The 18,294-nt window shown below is 51.9% G+C and carries 16 protein-coding genes and 5 tRNA genes; 6 read left to right on the top strand and 15 right to left on the bottom strand.

Annotated elements, in window-relative coordinates:
• Positions 1 to 17: 17 nt before the first annotated feature.
• Together ABD892_RS16460 and ABD892_RS16455 are read right to left on the bottom strand one after the other, a co-directional pair.
• Complete coding sequence (locus tag ABD892_RS16460; RefSeq protein WP_345197014.1) at positions 18 to 299, bottom strand: hypothetical protein; 282 nt, start codon at positions 297 to 299, stop codon at positions 18 to 20.
• 282 nt (positions 300 to 581) lie between these two features.
• A complete protein-coding gene (locus ABD892_RS16455; RefSeq protein WP_345197013.1) occupies positions 582 to 1,079 on the bottom strand; it encodes a TDE2712 family protein in 498 nt (165 codons plus the stop codon).
• Positions 1,080 to 1,427: 348 nt separating this feature from the next.
• Between ABD892_RS16455 and ABD892_RS16450 the strand changes: the two genes are divergently transcribed.
• Positions 1,428 to 2,558, top strand: coding sequence for a S8 family serine peptidase (locus ABD892_RS16450; protein ID WP_345197012.1), 1,131 nt, complete (start codon positions 1,428 to 1,430; stop codon positions 2,556 to 2,558).
• A 134-nt stretch (positions 2,559 to 2,692) separates the two neighbouring features.
• Here the strand turns inward: ABD892_RS16450 and ABD892_RS16445 are convergent, their stop codons facing one another.
• The 3 genes from ABD892_RS16445 to ABD892_RS16435 form a co-directional block, all read right to left on the bottom strand.
• The gene (locus ABD892_RS16445) at positions 2,693 to 3,274 is read right to left on the bottom strand and encodes a tetratricopeptide repeat protein (RefSeq protein WP_345197011.1); all 582 of its coding nucleotides are present in this window, start codon (positions 3,272 to 3,274) and stop codon (positions 2,693 to 2,695) included.
• A 70-nt stretch (positions 3,275 to 3,344) separates the two neighbouring features.
• Entirely contained in the window at positions 3,345 to 3,707 is a 363-nt protein-coding gene (locus ABD892_RS16440) for a hypothetical protein (protein ID WP_345197010.1), read from the bottom strand.
• A gap of 464 nt (positions 3,708 to 4,171) precedes the next feature.
• Positions 4,172 to 4,259, bottom strand: a tRNA-Ser gene (locus ABD892_RS16435).
• Between the two features lie 207 nt (positions 4,260 to 4,466).
• On the opposite strand from ABD892_RS16435, the gene ABD892_RS16430 reads away from it, so the two are divergent.
• Positions 4,467 to 4,904: a hypothetical protein gene (locus ABD892_RS16430; protein ID WP_345197008.1), complete on the top strand. Its 438-nt coding sequence runs from the start codon at positions 4,467 to 4,469 to the stop codon at positions 4,902 to 4,904.
• A 7-nt stretch (positions 4,905 to 4,911) separates the two neighbouring features.
• Here ABD892_RS16430 and ABD892_RS16425 read toward each other — a convergent pair whose 3' ends face one another.
• Positions 4,912 to 5,580, bottom strand: coding sequence for a MarC family protein (locus tag ABD892_RS16425; RefSeq protein ID WP_345197007.1), 669 nt, complete (start codon positions 5,578 to 5,580; stop codon positions 4,912 to 4,914).
• 329 nt (positions 5,581 to 5,909) lie between these two features.
• Between ABD892_RS16425 and rarD the strand changes: the two genes are divergently transcribed.
• Positions 5,910 to 6,815 carry an EamA family transporter RarD gene (gene rarD, locus ABD892_RS16420; RefSeq protein ID WP_345197006.1) on the top strand — a complete coding sequence of 302 codons (906 nt, stop codon included), beginning with the start codon at positions 5,910 to 5,912 and terminating at the stop codon, positions 6,813 to 6,815.
• On the opposite strand, the gene ABD892_RS16415 is transcribed toward rarD, so the two are convergent.
• Positions 6,816 to 7,499, bottom strand: coding sequence for a chalcone isomerase family protein (locus tag ABD892_RS16415; protein WP_345197004.1), 684 nt, complete (start codon positions 7,497 to 7,499; stop codon positions 6,816 to 6,818).
• Positions 7,500 to 7,831: 332 nt separating this feature from the next.
• Between ABD892_RS16415 and lon the strand changes: the two genes are divergently transcribed.
• Positions 7,832 to 10,231, top strand: coding sequence for an endopeptidase La (lon, locus tag ABD892_RS16410; protein ID WP_345197003.1), 2,400 nt, complete (start codon positions 7,832 to 7,834; stop codon positions 10,229 to 10,231).
• A 334-nt stretch (positions 10,232 to 10,565) separates the two neighbouring features.
• On the opposite strand, the gene ABD892_RS16405 is transcribed toward lon, so the two are convergent.
• Together ABD892_RS16405 and yfcD are read right to left on the bottom strand one after the other, a co-directional pair.
• Entirely contained in the window at positions 10,566 to 11,201 is a 636-nt protein-coding gene (locus ABD892_RS16405; protein ID WP_345197002.1) for a riboflavin synthase subunit alpha, read from the bottom strand.
• A gap of 8 nt (positions 11,202 to 11,209) precedes the next feature.
• A complete protein-coding gene (yfcD, locus tag ABD892_RS16400) occupies positions 11,210 to 11,731 on the bottom strand; it encodes an NUDIX hydrolase YfcD (protein WP_345197000.1) in 522 nt (173 codons plus the stop codon).
• A 366-nt stretch (positions 11,732 to 12,097) separates the two neighbouring features.
• Here yfcD and ppnN point away from each other — a divergent pair, with 366 nt between their 5' ends.
• Entirely contained in the window at positions 12,098 to 13,471 is a 1,374-nt protein-coding gene (gene ppnN, locus ABD892_RS16395) for a nucleotide 5'-monophosphate nucleosidase PpnN (protein WP_345196999.1), read from the top strand.
• 114 nt (positions 13,472 to 13,585) lie between these two features.
• Here the strand turns inward: ppnN and ABD892_RS16390 are convergent.
• The 5 genes from ABD892_RS16390 to ABD892_RS16370 all read right to left on the bottom strand — a co-directional run bounded on the left by ABD892_RS16390 (position 13,586) and on the right by ABD892_RS16370 (position 15,443).
• A tRNA-Val gene (locus tag ABD892_RS16390) sits at positions 13,586 to 13,662 on the bottom strand.
• A gap of 39 nt (positions 13,663 to 13,701) precedes the next feature.
• A tRNA-Val gene (locus ABD892_RS16385) sits at positions 13,702 to 13,778 on the bottom strand.
• Positions 13,779 to 13,869: 91 nt separating this feature from the next.
• Positions 13,870 to 13,946, bottom strand: a tRNA-Val gene (locus ABD892_RS16380).
• A gap of 91 nt (positions 13,947 to 14,037) precedes the next feature.
• A tRNA-Asn gene (locus tag ABD892_RS16375) sits at positions 14,038 to 14,113 on the bottom strand.
• Between the two features lie 151 nt (positions 14,114 to 14,264).
• Complete coding sequence (locus tag ABD892_RS16370; RefSeq protein WP_345196997.1) at positions 14,265 to 15,443, bottom strand: pyridoxal phosphate-dependent aminotransferase; 1,179 nt, start codon at positions 15,441 to 15,443, stop codon at positions 14,265 to 14,267.
• Positions 15,444 to 15,586: 143 nt separating this feature from the next.
• Here ABD892_RS16370 and uvrB point away from each other — a divergent pair, with 143 nt between their 5' ends.
• On the top strand, positions 15,587 to 17,599 hold the full coding sequence (gene uvrB, locus ABD892_RS16365; protein WP_345196996.1) for an excinuclease ABC subunit UvrB: 2,013 nt from the start codon (positions 15,587 to 15,589) through the stop codon (positions 17,597 to 17,599).
• 84 nt (positions 17,600 to 17,683) lie between these two features.
• Here uvrB and ABD892_RS16360 read toward each other — a convergent pair whose 3' ends face one another.
• The gene (locus ABD892_RS16360) at positions 17,684 to 17,959 is read right to left on the bottom strand and encodes a ComEA family DNA-binding protein (protein ID WP_345196995.1); all 276 of its coding nucleotides are present in this window, start codon (positions 17,957 to 17,959) and stop codon (positions 17,684 to 17,686) included.
• Positions 17,960 to 18,294: the final 335 nt, after the last annotated feature.

Here is an 18,294-nt window from a genome sequence, read left to right as displayed (position 1 = left end):
TGGCTACTTGGCACCTTTCAAGTATGAACAGGAACTTGCCAAGGCAGCGTAAAAAAGTGTCCGGAAAACTCTTGCCAGATCATTATCGTGGTGTAACCCTGGTGAGCAAGCCGCAGCAACTCACTGATGTCGAAGTGCTTCTCTTCGCCAGCCTTAATATAGAGGGTATAGGTTGTCGCCTCCTCATAGCTCGGAGGCAAATCATAATACGGAGGCGCCGAGGGCTGTACAGCGGGTAAATCTGTCGGACATAAAACCAGCAATACCAGGAACGGGATGACGGATGAATACCACTTCATCGAACTGAATCCTTTATTGATTGCACGCTTTCACAAAGCACCACATTCAGGAGGCATGAACGTCACCGAGCCTGTTCACTGCCCGTATTCAGTGGCAACAATAGGGATTCATTAAAATAGCCAACAAAACATCACGTTATTCATTTTTATTGTTAATTTTTTGTTGTGATGCTAACCGGGAAAAGGCGGTTGATGACGGGAGGAAGGCAAAAGAACACCAGCCTTTATCTATCCCAATTCCGAAATATCAGGGGTTAGTGAACCCCTGACACGGGTAATGCATTATGCAGCATTCAATGTACGTTCAACCCACTGCTTGAACGCAAGACCATCCATCTTGAGCTCATCACCACCCATGATATCAGCCTGCAGGCGGAAGAAATTAACGTACAGTGTATTACCCTTGAGGTAGTAATCATCCATGTGCAGGGGAAGAATGACCACCTCATAGTCACCGTCCACCTGGATATCTCTCAGATTCATCACCTTGAGTGGCGCCATCATGGCTTCCATCAGCCCCATGTCTTCCATGGCCCACATATTATTGTTCCAGAAACGGGATTCACACTGGTGATCCGCACTGAAACGTTCCCGGTTACTGATGGCGCTCAGCGCACGACGAACAGATTCAACGGTAAATTCATCCGTATAAACGGGTTTCATCGCCTCATGACCAGCAATGGACATAATGAACGCTTCCCCGACCTTGTCCCTGTCACTTGTGGCCTGCCAGAAGTAGAACACCAATTCCATGATATCCATATTCATCTTGATCGCCATTACTGCTCCTCGCTGATCTAATCGCCCAAGGTAAATGGCTTATGCCCTGTTTGACGATACCCTGGCGGATTGAACGGAAATACGGTTGCCATCGTAATGCCAACAGCGACGCCTTTTTTATGACAAATAGCAAGGAAAGGTGAATAAAGATGCAGTGGAAGCGGGCGTACTTTCAGATCACTCCCCATCAGCGACTAACGCGTTGCAGCATACAAATCCCCCCGAGGAGTGTCATACAGCAGACCAAGATCGCTATACTGAAAAGGCTGCACGGCAGTTAGCCAACAGCTTGCGGGAAGCGAGCCGAATCACCTTCAGATGCCACAATTCATACAAAAGGGATTTGTAATGAGTTTCAGACTTATAAAAAACATGACCTTGCTAACAGGGTTTATCGTCAGCGGCGTAACAGCGAATCCACTTCAGGATATACGCGCCAATCTTGAGGATGCCAGGAACAGCTTTATCTTTGTCATGTCGCCGGGCGCTTCGGTCGAGGTTGGCAGCCAGGCCGCGCAACAGGCAGGCGGCACCGTGCGGCATGTTTTCCGAAACACTATCACCGGCTTCTCGGCCACCCTGCCGGAAGAAGCGGCCAGGCGCCTGGTTCAGAATCATCCGACTATCACGTCCTTTGAACCCAACCGTGTTGTCTGGGCGATAGCCAAACCCGACCGCCCGAAAGGAAAACCCCCACAGGATGGAGAGGGTGGCAGCAACCAGGTCACCCCCTGGGGCGTCAACAGAATCGGGGGCTCCCGTGACGGCATGGGAAAAAACGCCTGGGTCATCGATACTGGCATTGATGCCAGCCACAGGGATCTCACCGTTGGCCCTGGCGCCAACTTTGTCACTAAAGGGAAAAATACAACCCATGATGAAAATGGCCATGGCACGCATGTTGCGGGGACCATTGCCGCCCTGGACAACAACCATGATGTCGTCGGCGTCGCAGCAGGTGCAACCGTACACCCGATCCGGGTTCTCGACAGGAGCGGCAGCGGCATCCTGGACAGTGTCATCGCCGGCATTGACTATGTCGCCGCCAACGCAACCCCCGGCGATTGCGCCAACATGAGCCTGGGCGCACGGGGCTTCTCACAGGCACTGCAGGATGCGGTTGTGAACGCCGCTTCCAGAGGCATATGGTTTGCTGTCGCAGCAGGCAACGATGGCGAACATGCCGACAATTTCACCCCTGCCCAGGTAGAGCATCCCTATGTGCTGACGGTTTCTGCGATCAACAGCGATGACCAGTTTGCCGCCTTCAGCAATTTCGGTAACCCGCCTGTCGACTGGGCTGCGCCCGGCGTCGCCATTGAGTCAACCCGTTCGGGTGGCGGCACTGCCACCTATAGCGGCACTTCAATGGCCACGCCCCATGTCTGCGGCATTGTCATGATGCAGGGTGCCGTCAACACCGACGGCTATGCGATCGGCGATCCGGACGGTTCACCGGACCCCATCGCGCACTATTGATCATTGTGCAGGAGAACCGGAATCGATACCGCCCGTTGACACGCATGACACAAAACGGGTTTAACGATTCCGGTTCCCCTGCATGCTGGTGCACCGCACAGGCGTGATGAGTGTCAGCAATATCCATCCGGCCTTCAGCACGACAATGTTTCCATGATTTCCTGAGCCGCCGCATTCAATTCCGGTGTTAACGCACCTTTGATCAGGTTTTGCGAGATCACCGCTTCCTGAATACCATTGGCAATCGCCAGAGAAAACCACAGGCAGGCCTTCTTGTAATTAACCGGGGTGCCAGCACCGGACGCATAGGCCATCCCCAGAAAATATTGGGCCTCAGCCTGGTTTTGCACCGCGGCTTTTTTATACCAGTAAAGTGCAACACGATGATTTTCCGGAACACCTTTCCCCATGGCATACCGAATGGCAAGCAGCGTTTGCATGGCGGCATGGCCTTCCCGCGCATATTTTTTATACCAACGCGCTAATTGTTTTTGGTTAGCGGGTGATTCGTTCTTCGGGTTGCAATAAAGACGATGGATTTTCCTTTGGTGTTGCCCGTTATGTTTTAACGCCTTTCGCTGCCAATAAGCGGCCTGTCGAAAATCCTGCCGCCAGCCAGGATGATGACCCAGCATACATTGCGCACTGACATCCCCCTGTTTAGCCGCCAGTATCCACCAGCTGATCATGCTTTTTATGCTTTCTTTCTTCTTCATTATTATCGTCCTTATCAGGCTCCTTTCCTGGAGATGGCACTAAACAGGTGCAACCACACTGCTAACGTCATCAAATGGGTTCAATAATGATGCTGTCCAAATGCTCCACGTCTGAATGATTCGTTGTTATGCAGACCTCACCATCCCGCTCAACGGTGAAGTTGGCATGCGGGCAATAGTCAGATTCTGTTTTTGCTATAACGGGCAAGCCATAACTGGAAAAGCAGGTTGTTTCCTGGCCAACAACATCCTCAATGATGGGTTGAAAATGCCTGATTGTCGGCATGATAGAGAGAATTATCGCGAAACTGCCACTGGATATTGGCCCCAGGTTACCCTCTTTCTGACGGGCTAAGGCGACAGGTACAACCAGAAGAAAAAAGAAGATGGTCAGGAGACTCCCTAACATCATGCTTGGGCCAGGCTTTTCCATATCCCTTCCTTACAACCAGGTCTGTAACCCTTTCGATACCTATTTTAACGGCTAACCCGTTCATCAACTGTTAGGTAAGTTAAAAGCGTTTTTCCTTTTGCAACCCAATCTATGCAGTGTGCATGCCAGTCAATGGAAAACGTCAGCATTAGCTATTTAAGGTGTCAGGTGATTTTGCAAACCACAACGGAGAGGAAAACACAGCTTCATTACATAAATATGATGGCATCGTTCACGATCACGGCAGTACACGAGTCATTCGTTGCTGGACGAGGTTACTATGACTACTGCAGCATTGCTTCACCAGAGATGACTGACACAGCATCATGCCCTGAAATCAGGCAAGCAGAGATAGCAATGATAGGACGAAGCCTCATAGCCACCTGTAACGGTATGTAATGATTTACCGCAAGCCGCAAACGCAAAAAAGCCTGCTACTTATTGAGTAGCAGGCTTTTCAATTCTGGCGGTGAGGGAGGGATTCGAACCCTCGATACGTTGCCGTATACACACTTTCCAGGCGTGCTCCTTCAGCCACTCGGACACCTCACCAGCTGATCTGCTTTCGTTTCGGGCTGTGCCCCGAAAGCGAGGCGAAATGTATACCAGTTCCGTGCCTGAAACAACCTCATCTGGCACACTCTGCGGCATTTACGGAATAGCGGCGTCAAAACCACTACCCATTTCCATCGATCATCACTGCGACGATTCTACCCTGCCCGCATCCATATATTGAGGCGATATAACAAAGGTGATTAAATGCAGCTTATTGACTGTCAGAACGACAACCGGCATTTTTACCTTCCAGGCGCTACTATGGACTCCGTCAGCGGGACTGTTACCTTCCACCACCCTACACGCAAGCCCGCGACTGAAATCCTTTCTGACACCATCGTCCACCTTGATGCATTCAGTCGCCACATTCATCACACCCGCTACCATTGCCCGATTTACTGCTGGCTGGCAGCTGGGAAGGTGAAATTCCACAAGGTCTTTATTGAATCTCGCGTTTTCCTTTATATGGAATACCGGGATCGCCGTGGCGCCAGTTGTTACCGGCAGCGGCAATTCAAACATCTGGAAGACGCATTACTGTTTCTGGAGCAGGAAGCCGCGCACGTCGAGCTTCCTGATATCTGCGGGGAAGAAACGGCCAAACGGCCGATCAAACTGCCGGACCAGAGCCAGGCAGCCTGATAGAGAGTTACGGGTTTGACAACGGGACGATTTCGAAAATATCCCTCAGCATCGGCTTTAAGCCACCAAAGAAGTATTCCACCGCGATAACCATCACGATCAAACCCATAATCCGCATCAGCACCTTGTTACCACTTTCACCCAGGCGATCCATGATCGGCTTGGCGAACAACAGGAACAGGTAGGTCACGCCAATTACGGTCAGGATTGACAGGAACAGCACCGAACGGAACAGGATATCCTTGTGCTGCTCCATCAGAATGATCACGGTCGCAATGGCGCCCGGGCCACAGATCAACGGAATTGCCAGCGGCGTGATCGCCACGTTATTGGTGTATTCCTCCAGGTCTTCCATCTCTTCCTGCTTGTCGATCCGGGTGCGGCCCATACGCGCCTGAACCATTTCATAGCCCATCAGGAAGAACAGCACACCACCGACGATCTTCAGGCTGTTCACGGAAATCGCAAACACCTTGAAAATAATCGAACCGGTCAACGCAAAGGTGACCAGGATCGCAAACGCCGTCATGGTCGCTTTCAACGCCACATGACGGGCCTGTTGCACCGGTAAATCGGCCGTGATCGAACTGAATACCGGTGTAATGCTGACCGGGTTGATCATGGTAAATAATGAGGTCAGACAAAGGAGTGCGAACTCCATGAGGCTGTGAGCCATCTACCTAACTCCAGGGAACTGTTCTCTCGAAACGGATGAATAGTAATAGCGTCTGATTGATGCGTGATTAACGCGGGCGCTTTCGCTTAGAATACGTTAGCCGATACGGTGCGCCCCAGAACGGGCCGCCTACCCTGCCGGCTGAAATCTATGTTGTTGAAGGCGCGCATTCTAACGCAGCTTTCCCCGCAACAGTAGACCCCGCGCCCGATAGATTGTTCTTTTTTATCAGCGCAGTTCAGAAAAAAACAATTTTTCCAAAGGATGAGGTTTCTCAGGTTGCGGCCCATCTCAGCCAGCCTGCGGAAACCCGGTATAACGGTAACGCAGTGACACAGACCAATACCCGCTCCGGCCTTTTTTTTGCGATCGCCGCCTTCTGCTTTTATGGTTTTATGCCGGTTTACTTTAAACAGGTGGAAGCCGCCTCCGCCATGGAGGTGCTGGCACACCGGGTATTCTGGTCATTCCTGCTACTTGGCGGCGCACTCTGGCTGCTGAGTTTCTGGCAAGGTTCGGCGTGCAAGCAATCCCTTGCGGCACTGCGTAACTGGCGAACCTGTCGGATCCTGCTGCTCTCCTCCAGCCTGATCGCCGTGAACTGGCTGACCTTTATCTGGGCCGTGGGCAATGATCGTATTACCGAGGCCAGCCTTGGCTATTTCATCAATCCGCTGGTCAATGTTCTGCTAGGCATGCTGTTTCTGCAGGAACGCCTGACACGCCCTCAAGTCCTGGCCGTTCTGCTGGCCTTAACCGGTGTTGCCTGGCAGGTCATCACGACCGGCAAACTGCCCATTGTGGCACTGGTGCTTGCCATTACGTTTGGTTTTTACGGGCTGGTACGTAAACAAGCTGCATTGCCAGCGGTCAGCGGTCTGCTGGCAGAAACGGCATTAATGCTGCCTTTCTGTCTGGTCTGGTTTGGCTACCTGGTCAGTACAGACAGCCATGCCTTTCGGGTAGAACAGTCCGAGCTTAGCCTTTGGCTGATGTTTGCCGGGGTTATCACAACCGTGCCACTGCTGCTGTTCACCGCAGCCGCAACGCGTATCCGGCTATCAACACTGGGATTCACCCAATACATCGGCCCCAGTCTGTCGCTGTGCCTGGCGATTTTTGTCTATAACGAACCGTTCGACAATAACAAACTGGTCAGCTTTCTGTTTATCTGGATAGCGTTGGCTGTCTTTACCGCAGACAGCCTTCGACGGGGATGGCGGCAGGGTGCCTGATCAGGCACCCTGATCCTGTTCAGCGACCTCAATCGGCTCAGAAACCTCAAGCCCGAGAATGCCTTCCTTGAACGTCCGGTTGATGGGGTTTTCACCAATCCAGACCGAGAGCAGCGCATTAAAGAAAGCCTTGCCCGGAATTATCCCTTTATCCTTGCCACTGATGCGAACCCGGGTGCCCAGCCCGGGAATATAATCAATTTCTCCGGTATCGCCTGCCTTCATCCGCCCTTCAAACATACTGATCATGGTATTGATCTCGGATTCCAGCGCCTGCTGCTCCTCTTTGGTGATATTGAGCTGCAGGGCTTCATAGAGCGCATTAGCCACACGGCGGGCACTGATACGCTTCATCAGCACATGAAATACCATGCGTTTGTGACCATCATCAGCAAAAATCGCCTCGGCCGACTGCATGGGCTGTTCCAGGTAGAGCTGGCCGATGTAGGTATTCACCAGCAGGTACTGGGTTCGCAGGGCCGCGCCATTCAAGACCAGCTCCGGACGACTGTCCCGGGCGGGCAGCACCTCGGGGATATCGACCCCCTTGATGGTCAGGCTCCAGGCCGGCGGCGCCAGCATCAGAAGTAAGAGTGGCCATTTCAGCCAGATAAAGTGTCTGTTCCTGTCACACTGCGACGATGAGAACAGGGATCCTACGGTCAGCGTGCGCCGTATTCCCATGACTCTCTCCTGTAATTATTCTTTTTATCGTTATTATTGTTGTGCCAATGGCGGTCTCGCGCCCCTCATTACACGGCCCGGCGCATAAAAAAGCAATTCACTACCCCAACCTGCTACCGCTGGTCATTTCCCCTGACAGAAATCATCGCGATTTCCAACAGGCAGGCGCATATTGGCCATAATTAACGTATCACCATTTAAAAACCTCGTCGCCATCCCAATCTATAGAGGCATGATGTCATTTCAGTCATCCTCAGGGTCCGCAAAACCGGCAAAGCGTCAGCTTCCTGACGGCAGGGATGGCAAAACCTGGAAACAGCATTCGGTGTACAATGAGCGAACAAGAGAAAGAATCCCCGGAAATCATTTCCGATGAAGCTGAAGAATCCACCCAGGCCGGCACCGGACTGGTCATTCCCCAGCAGGCGCTGCCAGACAAACTCTACCTGATTCCTGCCAGCAACCGGCCCTTTTTCCCGGCCCAGGTTCAGCCACTGGTGTTCGCTGCCGCCCCCTGGGAAGACACCCTCAAGCGGGTCGCCCAGTCGGACCAGACAGTCATGGGGTTGTCGTTTATCGACAATATCCCCGAGTCAGACGAAGCCACGCCGGACCAGTTCCCCGAGATTGGTTGTGCCGTCAAGATTCACAACCTGGTGGAAGTGGATGACCAGATCCAGTTTATCGCTCTCGGTATGCAGCGCTTCAAGATCGTCAAATGGTTGCGCCGCACCCCGCCCTATCTGGTCCAGGTGACCTACCCGGTCAGCAGCGAAGAAGACCCGGATACCCTGAAGGCTTACGCCATGGCGCTGATCAACGCCATCAAGGAACTGCTGCCGCTGAACCCGCTCTACAGTGAAGAACTGAAAAACTACCTGAACCGGTTCAGCCCTCGCGACCCGTCACCGCTGGCTGATTTTGCTGCAGCCATCACCACCGCCCGCGGTGCTGAATTGCAGGAAGTGCTGGAAACCGTTTCTGTACAACGCCGTATGGAAAAAGTGCTGGTGCTGATCCGTAAGGAACAAGAAGTCGCCAAGCTGCAGAGCGAAATCAGTGAAGCGGTTAACCTCAAGATCAGCAAGCATCAACGCGAATTCTTCCTGAAAGAACAGCTCAAGGTCATTCAACGGGAACTGGGCATTTCCAAAGATGACAAAACCGCTGAAATCGAAGAATTCCAACAGCGCCTGAAAAGTAAAACCGTTCCGGAGCCCGTACAGAAGAAAATTGATGAAGAGTTGCACAAGCTGGCTCTGCTGGAAATCGGCTCACCGGAATTTGGCGTCACCCGCAACTACCTTGACTGGGCTACATCAGTTCCCTGGGGCGTCTGCTCTGAAGACAAGCTGGATTTAGACAATGCCCGCAAAGTGCTCGACCGCGATCATGACGGGCTGGATGATGTCAAAGACAGAATTATTGAATTCCTGGCCGTCGGTGCTTACAAAGGCGAAGTCTCTGGATCTATTTTGTTATTGGTTGGCCCTCCCGGTGTCGGCAAAACCTCGATTGGTACATCCGTAGCCGAAGCCCTGGGACGCAAATTCTACCGCTTCAGCCTTGGCGGGATGCGGGATGAATCCGAGATCAAGGGCCATCGCCGGACCTACATTGGCGCCATGCCCGGTAAGCTGGTTCAGGCGCTGAAGGAAGTGGATGTTGCCAACCCGGTTATCATGCTGGATGAGATCGACAAGATCGGTTCATCATTCCGAGGCGACCCTGCCTCCGCACTGCTGGAAGTGCTGGATCCCTCCCAAAATACCGAATTCCTGGATCACTACCTGGACATGCGTATCGACCTGTCCAAGGTTCTGTTTATCTGTACGGCCAATCAGCTGGATACCATACCAGGCCCGCTGCTTGACCGAATGGATATGATCCGCCTTGCCGGCTACATCACCCGTGAGAAAGTGGCGATTGCCAAAAACCACCTCTGGCCCAAGCAGCTGAAAAAGGCGGGCCTGAAAAAGAGCCAGATCAAACTTTCCGATGCGACACTGAAACAAGTGATTGAAGGCTATGCCCGGGAATCCGGTGTTCGCCACCTGGAAAAACTACTCGCGCGGATTATTCGCAAATCTGTCGTGCAAATTCTGAAAGAACCAGAGCTGAAGTTAACGATCACCGCGAAGAATCTGCCTGATTATCTCGGTGCACCGTATTTCCGCAAAGAGAAAATTGTGCAGGGCGTCGGCGTTATCACGGGTCTTGCCTGGACTTCTCTGGGTGGTGCGACACTGCCAGTTGAAGCATCTTGCATCCATACGCTTCGTCCTGGCTTCAAACTGACCGGCAAGTTGGGCGAGGTGATGAAAGAATCCGCCGAAATCGCCTACAGCTATGTAATGAGCAATCTGAAAAAGTATGGCGGCCCTTCTGACTTCTTCGACAAGGCGTTTATTCACCTGCACGTGCCAGAAGGTGCCACGCCGAAGGATGGCCCGAGTGCTGGCGTCACCATGGCCAGCGCCCTGCTGAGTCTGGCGCGCAACCAGAAACCACGACCACTGGCCATGACCGGTGAGTTAACACTCACAGGACTGGTATTACCGGTAGGCGGCATTCGTGAAAAAGTGATTGCGGCAAGGCGCAGCGGTATCCATGAGGTCATTCTGCCTGAGGCGAATAAGCGGGATTATGATGAATTACCTGACTATATCCAGGAAGGTATGACCGTACACTTTGCCAAGCGATTCAGTGACGTTGTGAAGATCATCTTCTGATAAGAACGTCACCTAAACCTTCAACAGCCTGAGCGCCTCAAAGTGCTCAGGCTTTTTTACCCAGAAAAGAGAAAAGCCGCGGAACCCATATATGCAGGTTGAGCGGCTTTCTTTCTTGCTTAAGCTCAGCAGCGTAGGCAACCCACGCTTGGACACTGTAGTGAGCTACTTATATTTATAGCGCCTGCCTGATCTGGCGTCCATAATCTGTCATACCGTTTGGCAATCACTGTATTACCAAGCGGTATATACAGTAGATTAGGAAGCATTCAACCGCCAAACCCAATAAAAAACCGCCACGTCATCGCACCCCGTCATAACAAAAACAGGCTACTTATTTAGAGAGCAATCGCTGCACAAATCCCTGATCCCCAAGACAACGCTTCACCGTATCGACGACTGCCTGAGTCTGACTGTCGATTTCAAGGTTCACTTTGTCGCCCGGCTCTACGGTTGCGAATGTCGTTAATCGGAGGGTTTCGGGAATCAGGTGAACCCGGAATTCATCGTCTGTTACGGCTTCACCCAGTGTCAGGCTGGCGCCATTCAGTGCTACATAGCCTTTTGGCATCAGGTAATCCCGCCAGCGAGCATCTACCGCAAACAGGATCGTTGTATTCTCGGGCTCACGAATCACCTCTTTTACGACAACGGTGTCGTGAACATGCCCTGAAAGCAGGTGGCCACCAATCTCATCGGAAAAACGTGCAGCACGCTCCACATTCACAAACGACCCCGGTTGAACATCCACCAGATTGGTCACGCGCAGGGTTTCTTTCATCACATCAAACGAAACCTGACCATCTCCAAACGCAGTCACCGTAAGACAGACGCCGTTTACTGCAATACTGGCGCCCGTCTTTAGTCCCTCCAGCAAATCGGGATCCATCTGAATCGTCAGCGTTGAGAAATCCGGTTTGCTGTCAACCGCTGCGACCGGCATCCGGCCCTGCACGATTCCGGTGAACATACTGGCACTTACTCCTGTTCCGAGGTGTTCTCTTCGTTCTCTAAATGGATCAGTCGCTCCAGAGCGACCAGCGTATCTGGCGTATAAGGGTACTTTTCAGGTTCCGCCAACACCGCCTCCGGCTTTTCCCTGATCACGCCTGCCACTTCCTCTTCCTGCAAGGTCAGCAGGCCGTCATAAACACAGGTGAAAACCTTGCCCCACAACCGACACTCATCGGAGTGGTAATAAAAATGAAAACGGGGCGACAGTTGTATATCACTAATACCCAGCTCTTCCGACAACTCGCGGACAGCTGCTGCATCATAATCTTCCCCTTCAGCCACCACACCACCAGCCGCGAGGTCAAAATAGCCGGGGTAGACATCTTTGGTCAGCGTCCGTTTCTGGATATACAGGTAACCTTCTGAATCAAAGACAAAGATAAACGTCACCCGGTGACACAACCCGTCACGCCGCATGATTGACCGTGGCACCGAACCTGTCACCTGGTTTTCCTCGTCCACAATCACGACCTGCTCTTCGGACATGACAACCCTCCCAGTCGAAACCCGTTTTGTCGGTTCTTGTTCTTTGTTTTGTTCTATGCGTCTGCTTTCAGGGTACAGGTACGCAAGAATCGCTAACCCTGCCTGAGCCGATTGTTGTAATCCTCCCGATAAATTGCAAGCGCCTTTTCGGATCGGCAACAACCCGTAACATTTTGACCTGCCACACACTGGACAGAGACCACCACTCAGGGATATAACAGATTTATACGCCAATACTGACATTCAGGCGTATTCACTATACTGAACCTGATAACCGGTAACTTTTTCATTGTGCACCGGTCAGAATACCACTCGAAATCACTCGTTCTTTCAGATTTTTACGTTCACATGCAGAGGGAGATGTGCATGGGTCATTGCGATACTGTCACGACAATCGTCAACCCCACTGGGTCCATGAACGTGCTGTCCAGCCACGAGGTCAGCAAACTTCAGGACACCAGCAAGACGGGGCTTTACACCCTGTTCCGCCAGTGTGCACTGGCGGTACTGAACTGTGAGTCAGAAAAAGATAACGCACACGAACTGATGGCGGAGCATGAAGACTTCGACATCCGTATCATCCAGGAGCCCCGCGGGCTCAAGCTGGAACTGATCAACGCGCCTGCCTGCGCGTTCGTTAACAAGAAGCTGATTCTTGGCGTCAAAGAGAACCTGTTCTCCGTACTGCGCGACATCCTCTACGTGTTCAGCGAGATGGAGGAACAAGGCCTCTTCGAACTCAATGAACCCCGGGATGTCACTAACCTGGTCTTCGAAATCCTGCGCCATGCCCGCGCCTTCATTCCCAAGCAGCCCCCAAACATTGTCGTCTGCTGGGGCGGTCACTCCATTGGTCGCGAGGAATACCTTTATACGAAGGTCGTCGGCTACCAGATGGGTCTGCGAGGCCTGGATATCTGTACCGGCTGCGGCCCCGGTGCCATGAAAGGACCGATGAAAGGGGCTTACATTGGTCATGCCAAACAACGTATTAGTAAAGGTCGCTTCATCGGCCTGACAGAACCCGGCATTATTGCCGCCGAGAGCCCAAACCCGATCGTCAATGAACTGGTGATCATGCCGGACATTGAAAAACGACTGGAAGCGTTTGTCCGGCTCGGGCATGGCATTGTCGTTTTCCCGGGCGGCCCGGGCACTGCCGAGGAGATACTCTATATCCTTGGCGTGATGCTGCACGACAAGAACCGGAAAATTCCCTTCCCATTGGTCTTTACTGGCCCGAAAAACGCTGCAGAATACTTCCAGCGCATTGATGAATTCATTGGCGCTACCTTGGGCAAAGAAGCGCAGGCCCTCTATGAGATCATTATTGATGACCCTGCAGCTGTCGCCGAAACCATGAAAAGCGGTCTGGACAAAGTTACCCGTTTCCGACGGGCCAGCAAAGATGCCTACTACTTCAACTGGGAATTGACCATTGAACGGTCATTCCAGGAGACCTTCGAACCAACTCATGAATCCATGGCTGCTTTGACGCTGACGCACGATATGCCGCCCAGCGAACTGGCGGCCAACTTGCGTCGTGCAATGTCTGGCATTGTGGCGGGCAACATCAAGGAAAGCGGCATCAAAACCATTCAGCAGCATGGTCCCTTCCGGCTGTCCGGCGAACCAGAACTGATGCAGCGTATTGATGAGCTGCTCAGCTCATTCGTTGCTCAGCACCGTATGAAACTGCCAGGTAGCCATTATGAACCTTGCTATGTTATCGATAATTAACCACTAACCAAGCAAGGCATCAATGAGCAGGAAACCTCAGAATTCCTGCTCAATCACACGCTTTATTACGCATAAGAAAAAAGGGATCTGCATTGCAGATCCCTTTTTATATGATGGTAGGCGGTACTGGAATCGAACCAGCGACCTCAACGATGTCAACGTTGCGCTCTAACCAGCTGAGCTAACCGCCTATAGAAGCTGTTTTAACACATTGCCATTGATGGCGAAATTGGTAGGCGGTACTGGAATCGAACCAGCGACCTCAACGATGTCAACGTTGCGCTCTAACCAGCTGAGCTAACCGCCTTCAGATGCGCTGCATGATACTCACACAGCACTAAAACTCAATAGCTTGTCGGACTATTTTACTGTAGCGTGCTTCTTCGAAGCCTTGAAGATGGTAGGCGATACTGGAATCGAACCAGCGACCTCAACGATGTCAACGTTGCGCTCTAACCAGCTGAGCTAACCGCCTGCTACAGTCATCAACACAGTAAAACTGTCGGACAAAAAAACCGGATGCTCTCGCTTCCGGTTGATTGCAACTGATCTCGCCATCTTTTTGATGGCTCCCCGAGCTGGACTCGAACCAGCGACCCAATGATTAACAGTCATTTGCTCTACCAACTGAGCTATCGGGGATCAGTCGATGCAGGCGTATGGTACTGATCGTCCTAGATGAGGTCAACCGGTTTTCTGAGCTATTTCATTGCGTTATACCGCATCCAATAAAAAAAGCCTGTGACGGCATTACCATCAACAGGCCTTTCTATAGACGATCAACGGCGACTCATCAGGCAACCGCGATTTCCAGTCGATCCAATGCCTTATCCAGCGCTTCCAGGCTGGTCGCAAACGACAACCGCATGTGACCTTCAGCTCCGAAAGCGGATCCCGGAACCATGGCAACACCCGCCTCAAGTAACGCTTCAGCCAGATCAAGATCCGACTTGTAGCCTTTCGCTGCAATCACACCGGAGAAATCCGGGAAGCTATAGAACGTGCCATCGGCTTTAATCGCTTCTACTCCCGGCAAACGGTTCAGGCGTTCTACCACATGATCATGACGCTGTTTGAAAGCCTGAACCATAGTGGCCACACACTCCTGTGGACCAGCCAATGCCGCAACCGCAGCCGCCTGGGCAATTGAACAAGGGTTCGACGTGCTCTGTGACTGAATCTTCTTCATGCTGGCAATCAGAGTCTTTGGACCACCGGCATAACCTATACGCCATCCGGTCATGGAATAGGCCTTGGACACCCCATTCAAGACAATGGTGCGATCATACAATTCAGGGCAAACATTCAGGATATTCACAAAGCTCTGCCCCGGCCAGAGGATATGCTCGTACATATCATCCGTTGCAACCATCACATCAGGGTGCTTCAGCAACACTTCCGCCAGCGCTTTCAACTCATCGGCACTATAGGCTGTTCCGGTCGGGTTTGACGGGCTGTTAATGACCACCAACCGGGTTTTATCAGTGATAGCACTCTCCAGCTGGTCAGCACTCATTTTGAAGCGGGTCGCCTGGGTGGTTTCCACAATCACCGGTACACCTTCAGCGATAGTGACCATATCCGGATAGGACACCCAGTAAGGCGCAGGAATAACCACTTCGTCACCTGGGTTCAACAACGCCAGGGACAGGTTAAAGAAGCTCTGCTTGCCACCGCAGGAAACCAGGATCTGCCCCGGCTCATAGTTAAAACTGTTATCCCGCGCAAACTTGTCAATAACCGCTTGCTTCAGCTCCGGTGTGCCGTCCACGGCGGTATACTTGGTCTTACCGTCATGAATCGCCTTGATGGCCGCTTCCTTGATATGATCCGGTGTATCGAAGTCCGGCTCGCCGGCGCCAAGGCCAATGATGTCCTTTCCAGCCGCACGGAGTTCCGCCGCCCGAGTGGTCACCGCCAGGGTCGGGGAAGGTTTGATACTCTGAACTCTACGGGAAAGTTGCTGGTCCAAGCTGATATCCTCTTTATTTCGGGAAGCATCTCACCCGGGATCGGGGGCTTCCGGCCAGGCAGACTGGCCTGTTGTATAAGGAATTGGCACACTAACTTGTCATTCGACGCAATACTACATGATCCACAGGATAGCAGGAACCCATGGGCCCACGATTCCAGGTAGTCTCCGATTTCCAGCCTGCCGGCGACCAGCCGGACGCCATCCGCAAACTGACCGCCGGCGCCGACAGTGGCCTGGCCTGCCAGACACTGCTGGGAGTGACCGGCTCCGGTAAGACCTTCACCATCGCCAATGTCATCCAGAACCTGCAGCGCCCGACGCTGATCATGGCGCCCAACAAGACCCTGGCAGCCCAGCTGTATGGTGAGTTTCGGGAGTTCTTTCCCAATAATGCCGTCGAGTATTTTGTCTCTTACTACGATTATTATCAGCCGGAGGCTTACGTCCCCTCCTCCGACACCTTTATTGAAAAAGATGCCTCAGTAAACGATCACATCGAACAGATGCGACTCTCTGCCACCAAGGCTCTGATGGAGCGAGATGACGCCATCATCGTCGCAACAGTGTCGGCCATTTACGGCTTGGGTGATCCAGAGTCGTATTTCAAGATGGTGCTGCACCTGAGCCGTGGCGACACCATCGATCAACGGCAGATCTTGCGTCGACTGGCAGAGCTTCAATACACCCGCAACGATATGGAGCTGAAACGAGCCACCTACCGGGTTCGCGGTGATGTCATTGATATTTTCCCGGCGGACTCAGAAAAAGAGGCCATACGGCTCGAGTTGTTTGATGATGAACTGGAAAACCTCAGCTGGTTTGATCCCTTAACCGGTGAGGTTCTGCGCCGCGTTCCACGGGTGACCGTTTTTCCCAAATCTCACTATGTTACCCCCCGGCAAACGATCCTTGATGCCATTGATTCCATCAAAGTTGAACTGGAAGAGCGGTTACAGGTATTAAGAGAAAACGACAAGCTGGTAGAAGCACAACGTCTGGAACAACGTACCCGCTTTGATATCGAAATGATGGTGGAACTGGGTTACTGCACAGGCGTTGAAAACTATTCCCGCTATCTCTCAGGCCGGGGGCCGGGTGAGCCCCCGCCTACCCTGTTTGATTATCTGCCTGATAACGCGTTGCTGGTTCTCGATGAATCACATGTCACGGTGCCACAAATAGGCGGCATGTACCGGGGTGACCGCTCACGGAAGGAGACACTGGTTGAATATGGTTTCCGCCTACCCTCCGCACTCGACAACCGCCCCATGAAATTTGAAGAGTGGGAAAGCAAGCGACCACAAACCATTTTCGTTTCAGCAACGCCCGGCCCCTATGAAAAAGAACACCAGGACCAAGTTGTTGACCAGGTTGTTCGCCCCACAGGCCTGGTTGACCCTGAGATTGAAGTGCGCCCAGCCACAACCCAAGTCGATGATGTGCTGTCTGAAATCAACAAGCGTACTGCCCAGGGTGACCGTATTCTCATCACTGTGCTGACCAAACGAATGGCAGAAGACCTGACAGAGTACTTGTCTGAACAAGGTGTCAGAGTTCGCTACCTTCACTCCGATATTGATACCGTCGAACGCGTTGAGATTATTCGCGATTTACGTATCGGCGCCTTTGATGTTCTGGTGGGCATTAACTTGCTTCGGGAAGGCCTTGATATGCCGGAAGTGTCGCTGGTAGCGATACTGGATGCCGATAAGGAAGGCTTCCTGCGCTCCGATCGTTCACTGATCCAGACTATAGGTCGCGCAGCCCGGAACCTTAACGGCAAAGCGATTCTCTACGCTGATCGTATTACTGGCTCCATGCAACGTGCTATGGATGAAACTGAACGTCGGCGGGAAAAACAGCTGACGTTTAACAAAGAACACAATATTACACCGAAGGGTGTCACCAAGCAGATTGCAGACATTATGGAAGGTGCCATTCCTGGACGCCGTGCGAAGCAGACTCGCAAAGCAACCGAAGTGAAGCCTGTCCAACACCTGGATACAACCACACTGGATCCAAAACAGTTAGCCAAAGAGTTGAAGGCACTAGAACAGCAAATGTTTGAGCATGCCAAGAATCTTGAATTTGAAGAAGCCGCTGCAGTTAGAGACAGGATCAATCAGTTGAAAGAAAATGTGCTGAAGCACTGAAGAACTCAGAGCAACGCCCCCTTATACTACCAAATAAAAAAGGGCTTCCGATTTGGAAGCCCTTTTTTTCAACGAAACCAGATGCTACTGAACGACAACGTTCTTTTTATTGGCTTCTACTACTTTCTTACCGATACCCCTGACATTACTCAGCTCTTCAATGCTAGAAAAATTACCGTGTTTCCTGCGGTATTCAACAATCCGCTTTGCGATGGTTTCACCAACATATTTGAGCTCTTTATCGAGAGTCTTAGCGCTGGCAGTATTGATGTTGATCTTGGCTGATTTGCCCTCAGCAAAAGCCATAGAGCTGAATCCGAGAATAGCGACAAACAAGGCTGCGATAATATTACGCATCATAGGTATCATTCCTTTAATAACCTTGAGGGAAAAATAAGACATTGGTCTTATTACTGTCTTAAGCTAGTCAGTGTTATGGCCGTTTGCAAGGTAACACACGCTATCCGCTAATTCTTTACGTAGCGAGTATCCATATGATCTCGCCAAAATCATGTCACTGATGGCTTTTGACAAGCACATTATTCAATGAAATAAAAGACATCTTATCCATCACACCACATCGACAAGACAGTTGGTCCTCAGCACATTGCCGCGTAAGTACTCAAAAACTCCTGTGCAGACCACATGGCAGCCAGCATGAGGCGTATTCGATAATATTTGCCAGTCTCGGAATT

Source organism: Kistimonas scapharcae, assembly GCF_039540975.1.
Lineage (GTDB): Bacteria > Pseudomonadota > Gammaproteobacteria > Pseudomonadales > Endozoicomonadaceae > Kistimonas > Kistimonas scapharcae.
The sequence above is the reverse complement of the archived record's forward strand: the minus strand, read 5'-3'. Positions and strand labels throughout refer to the sequence as shown.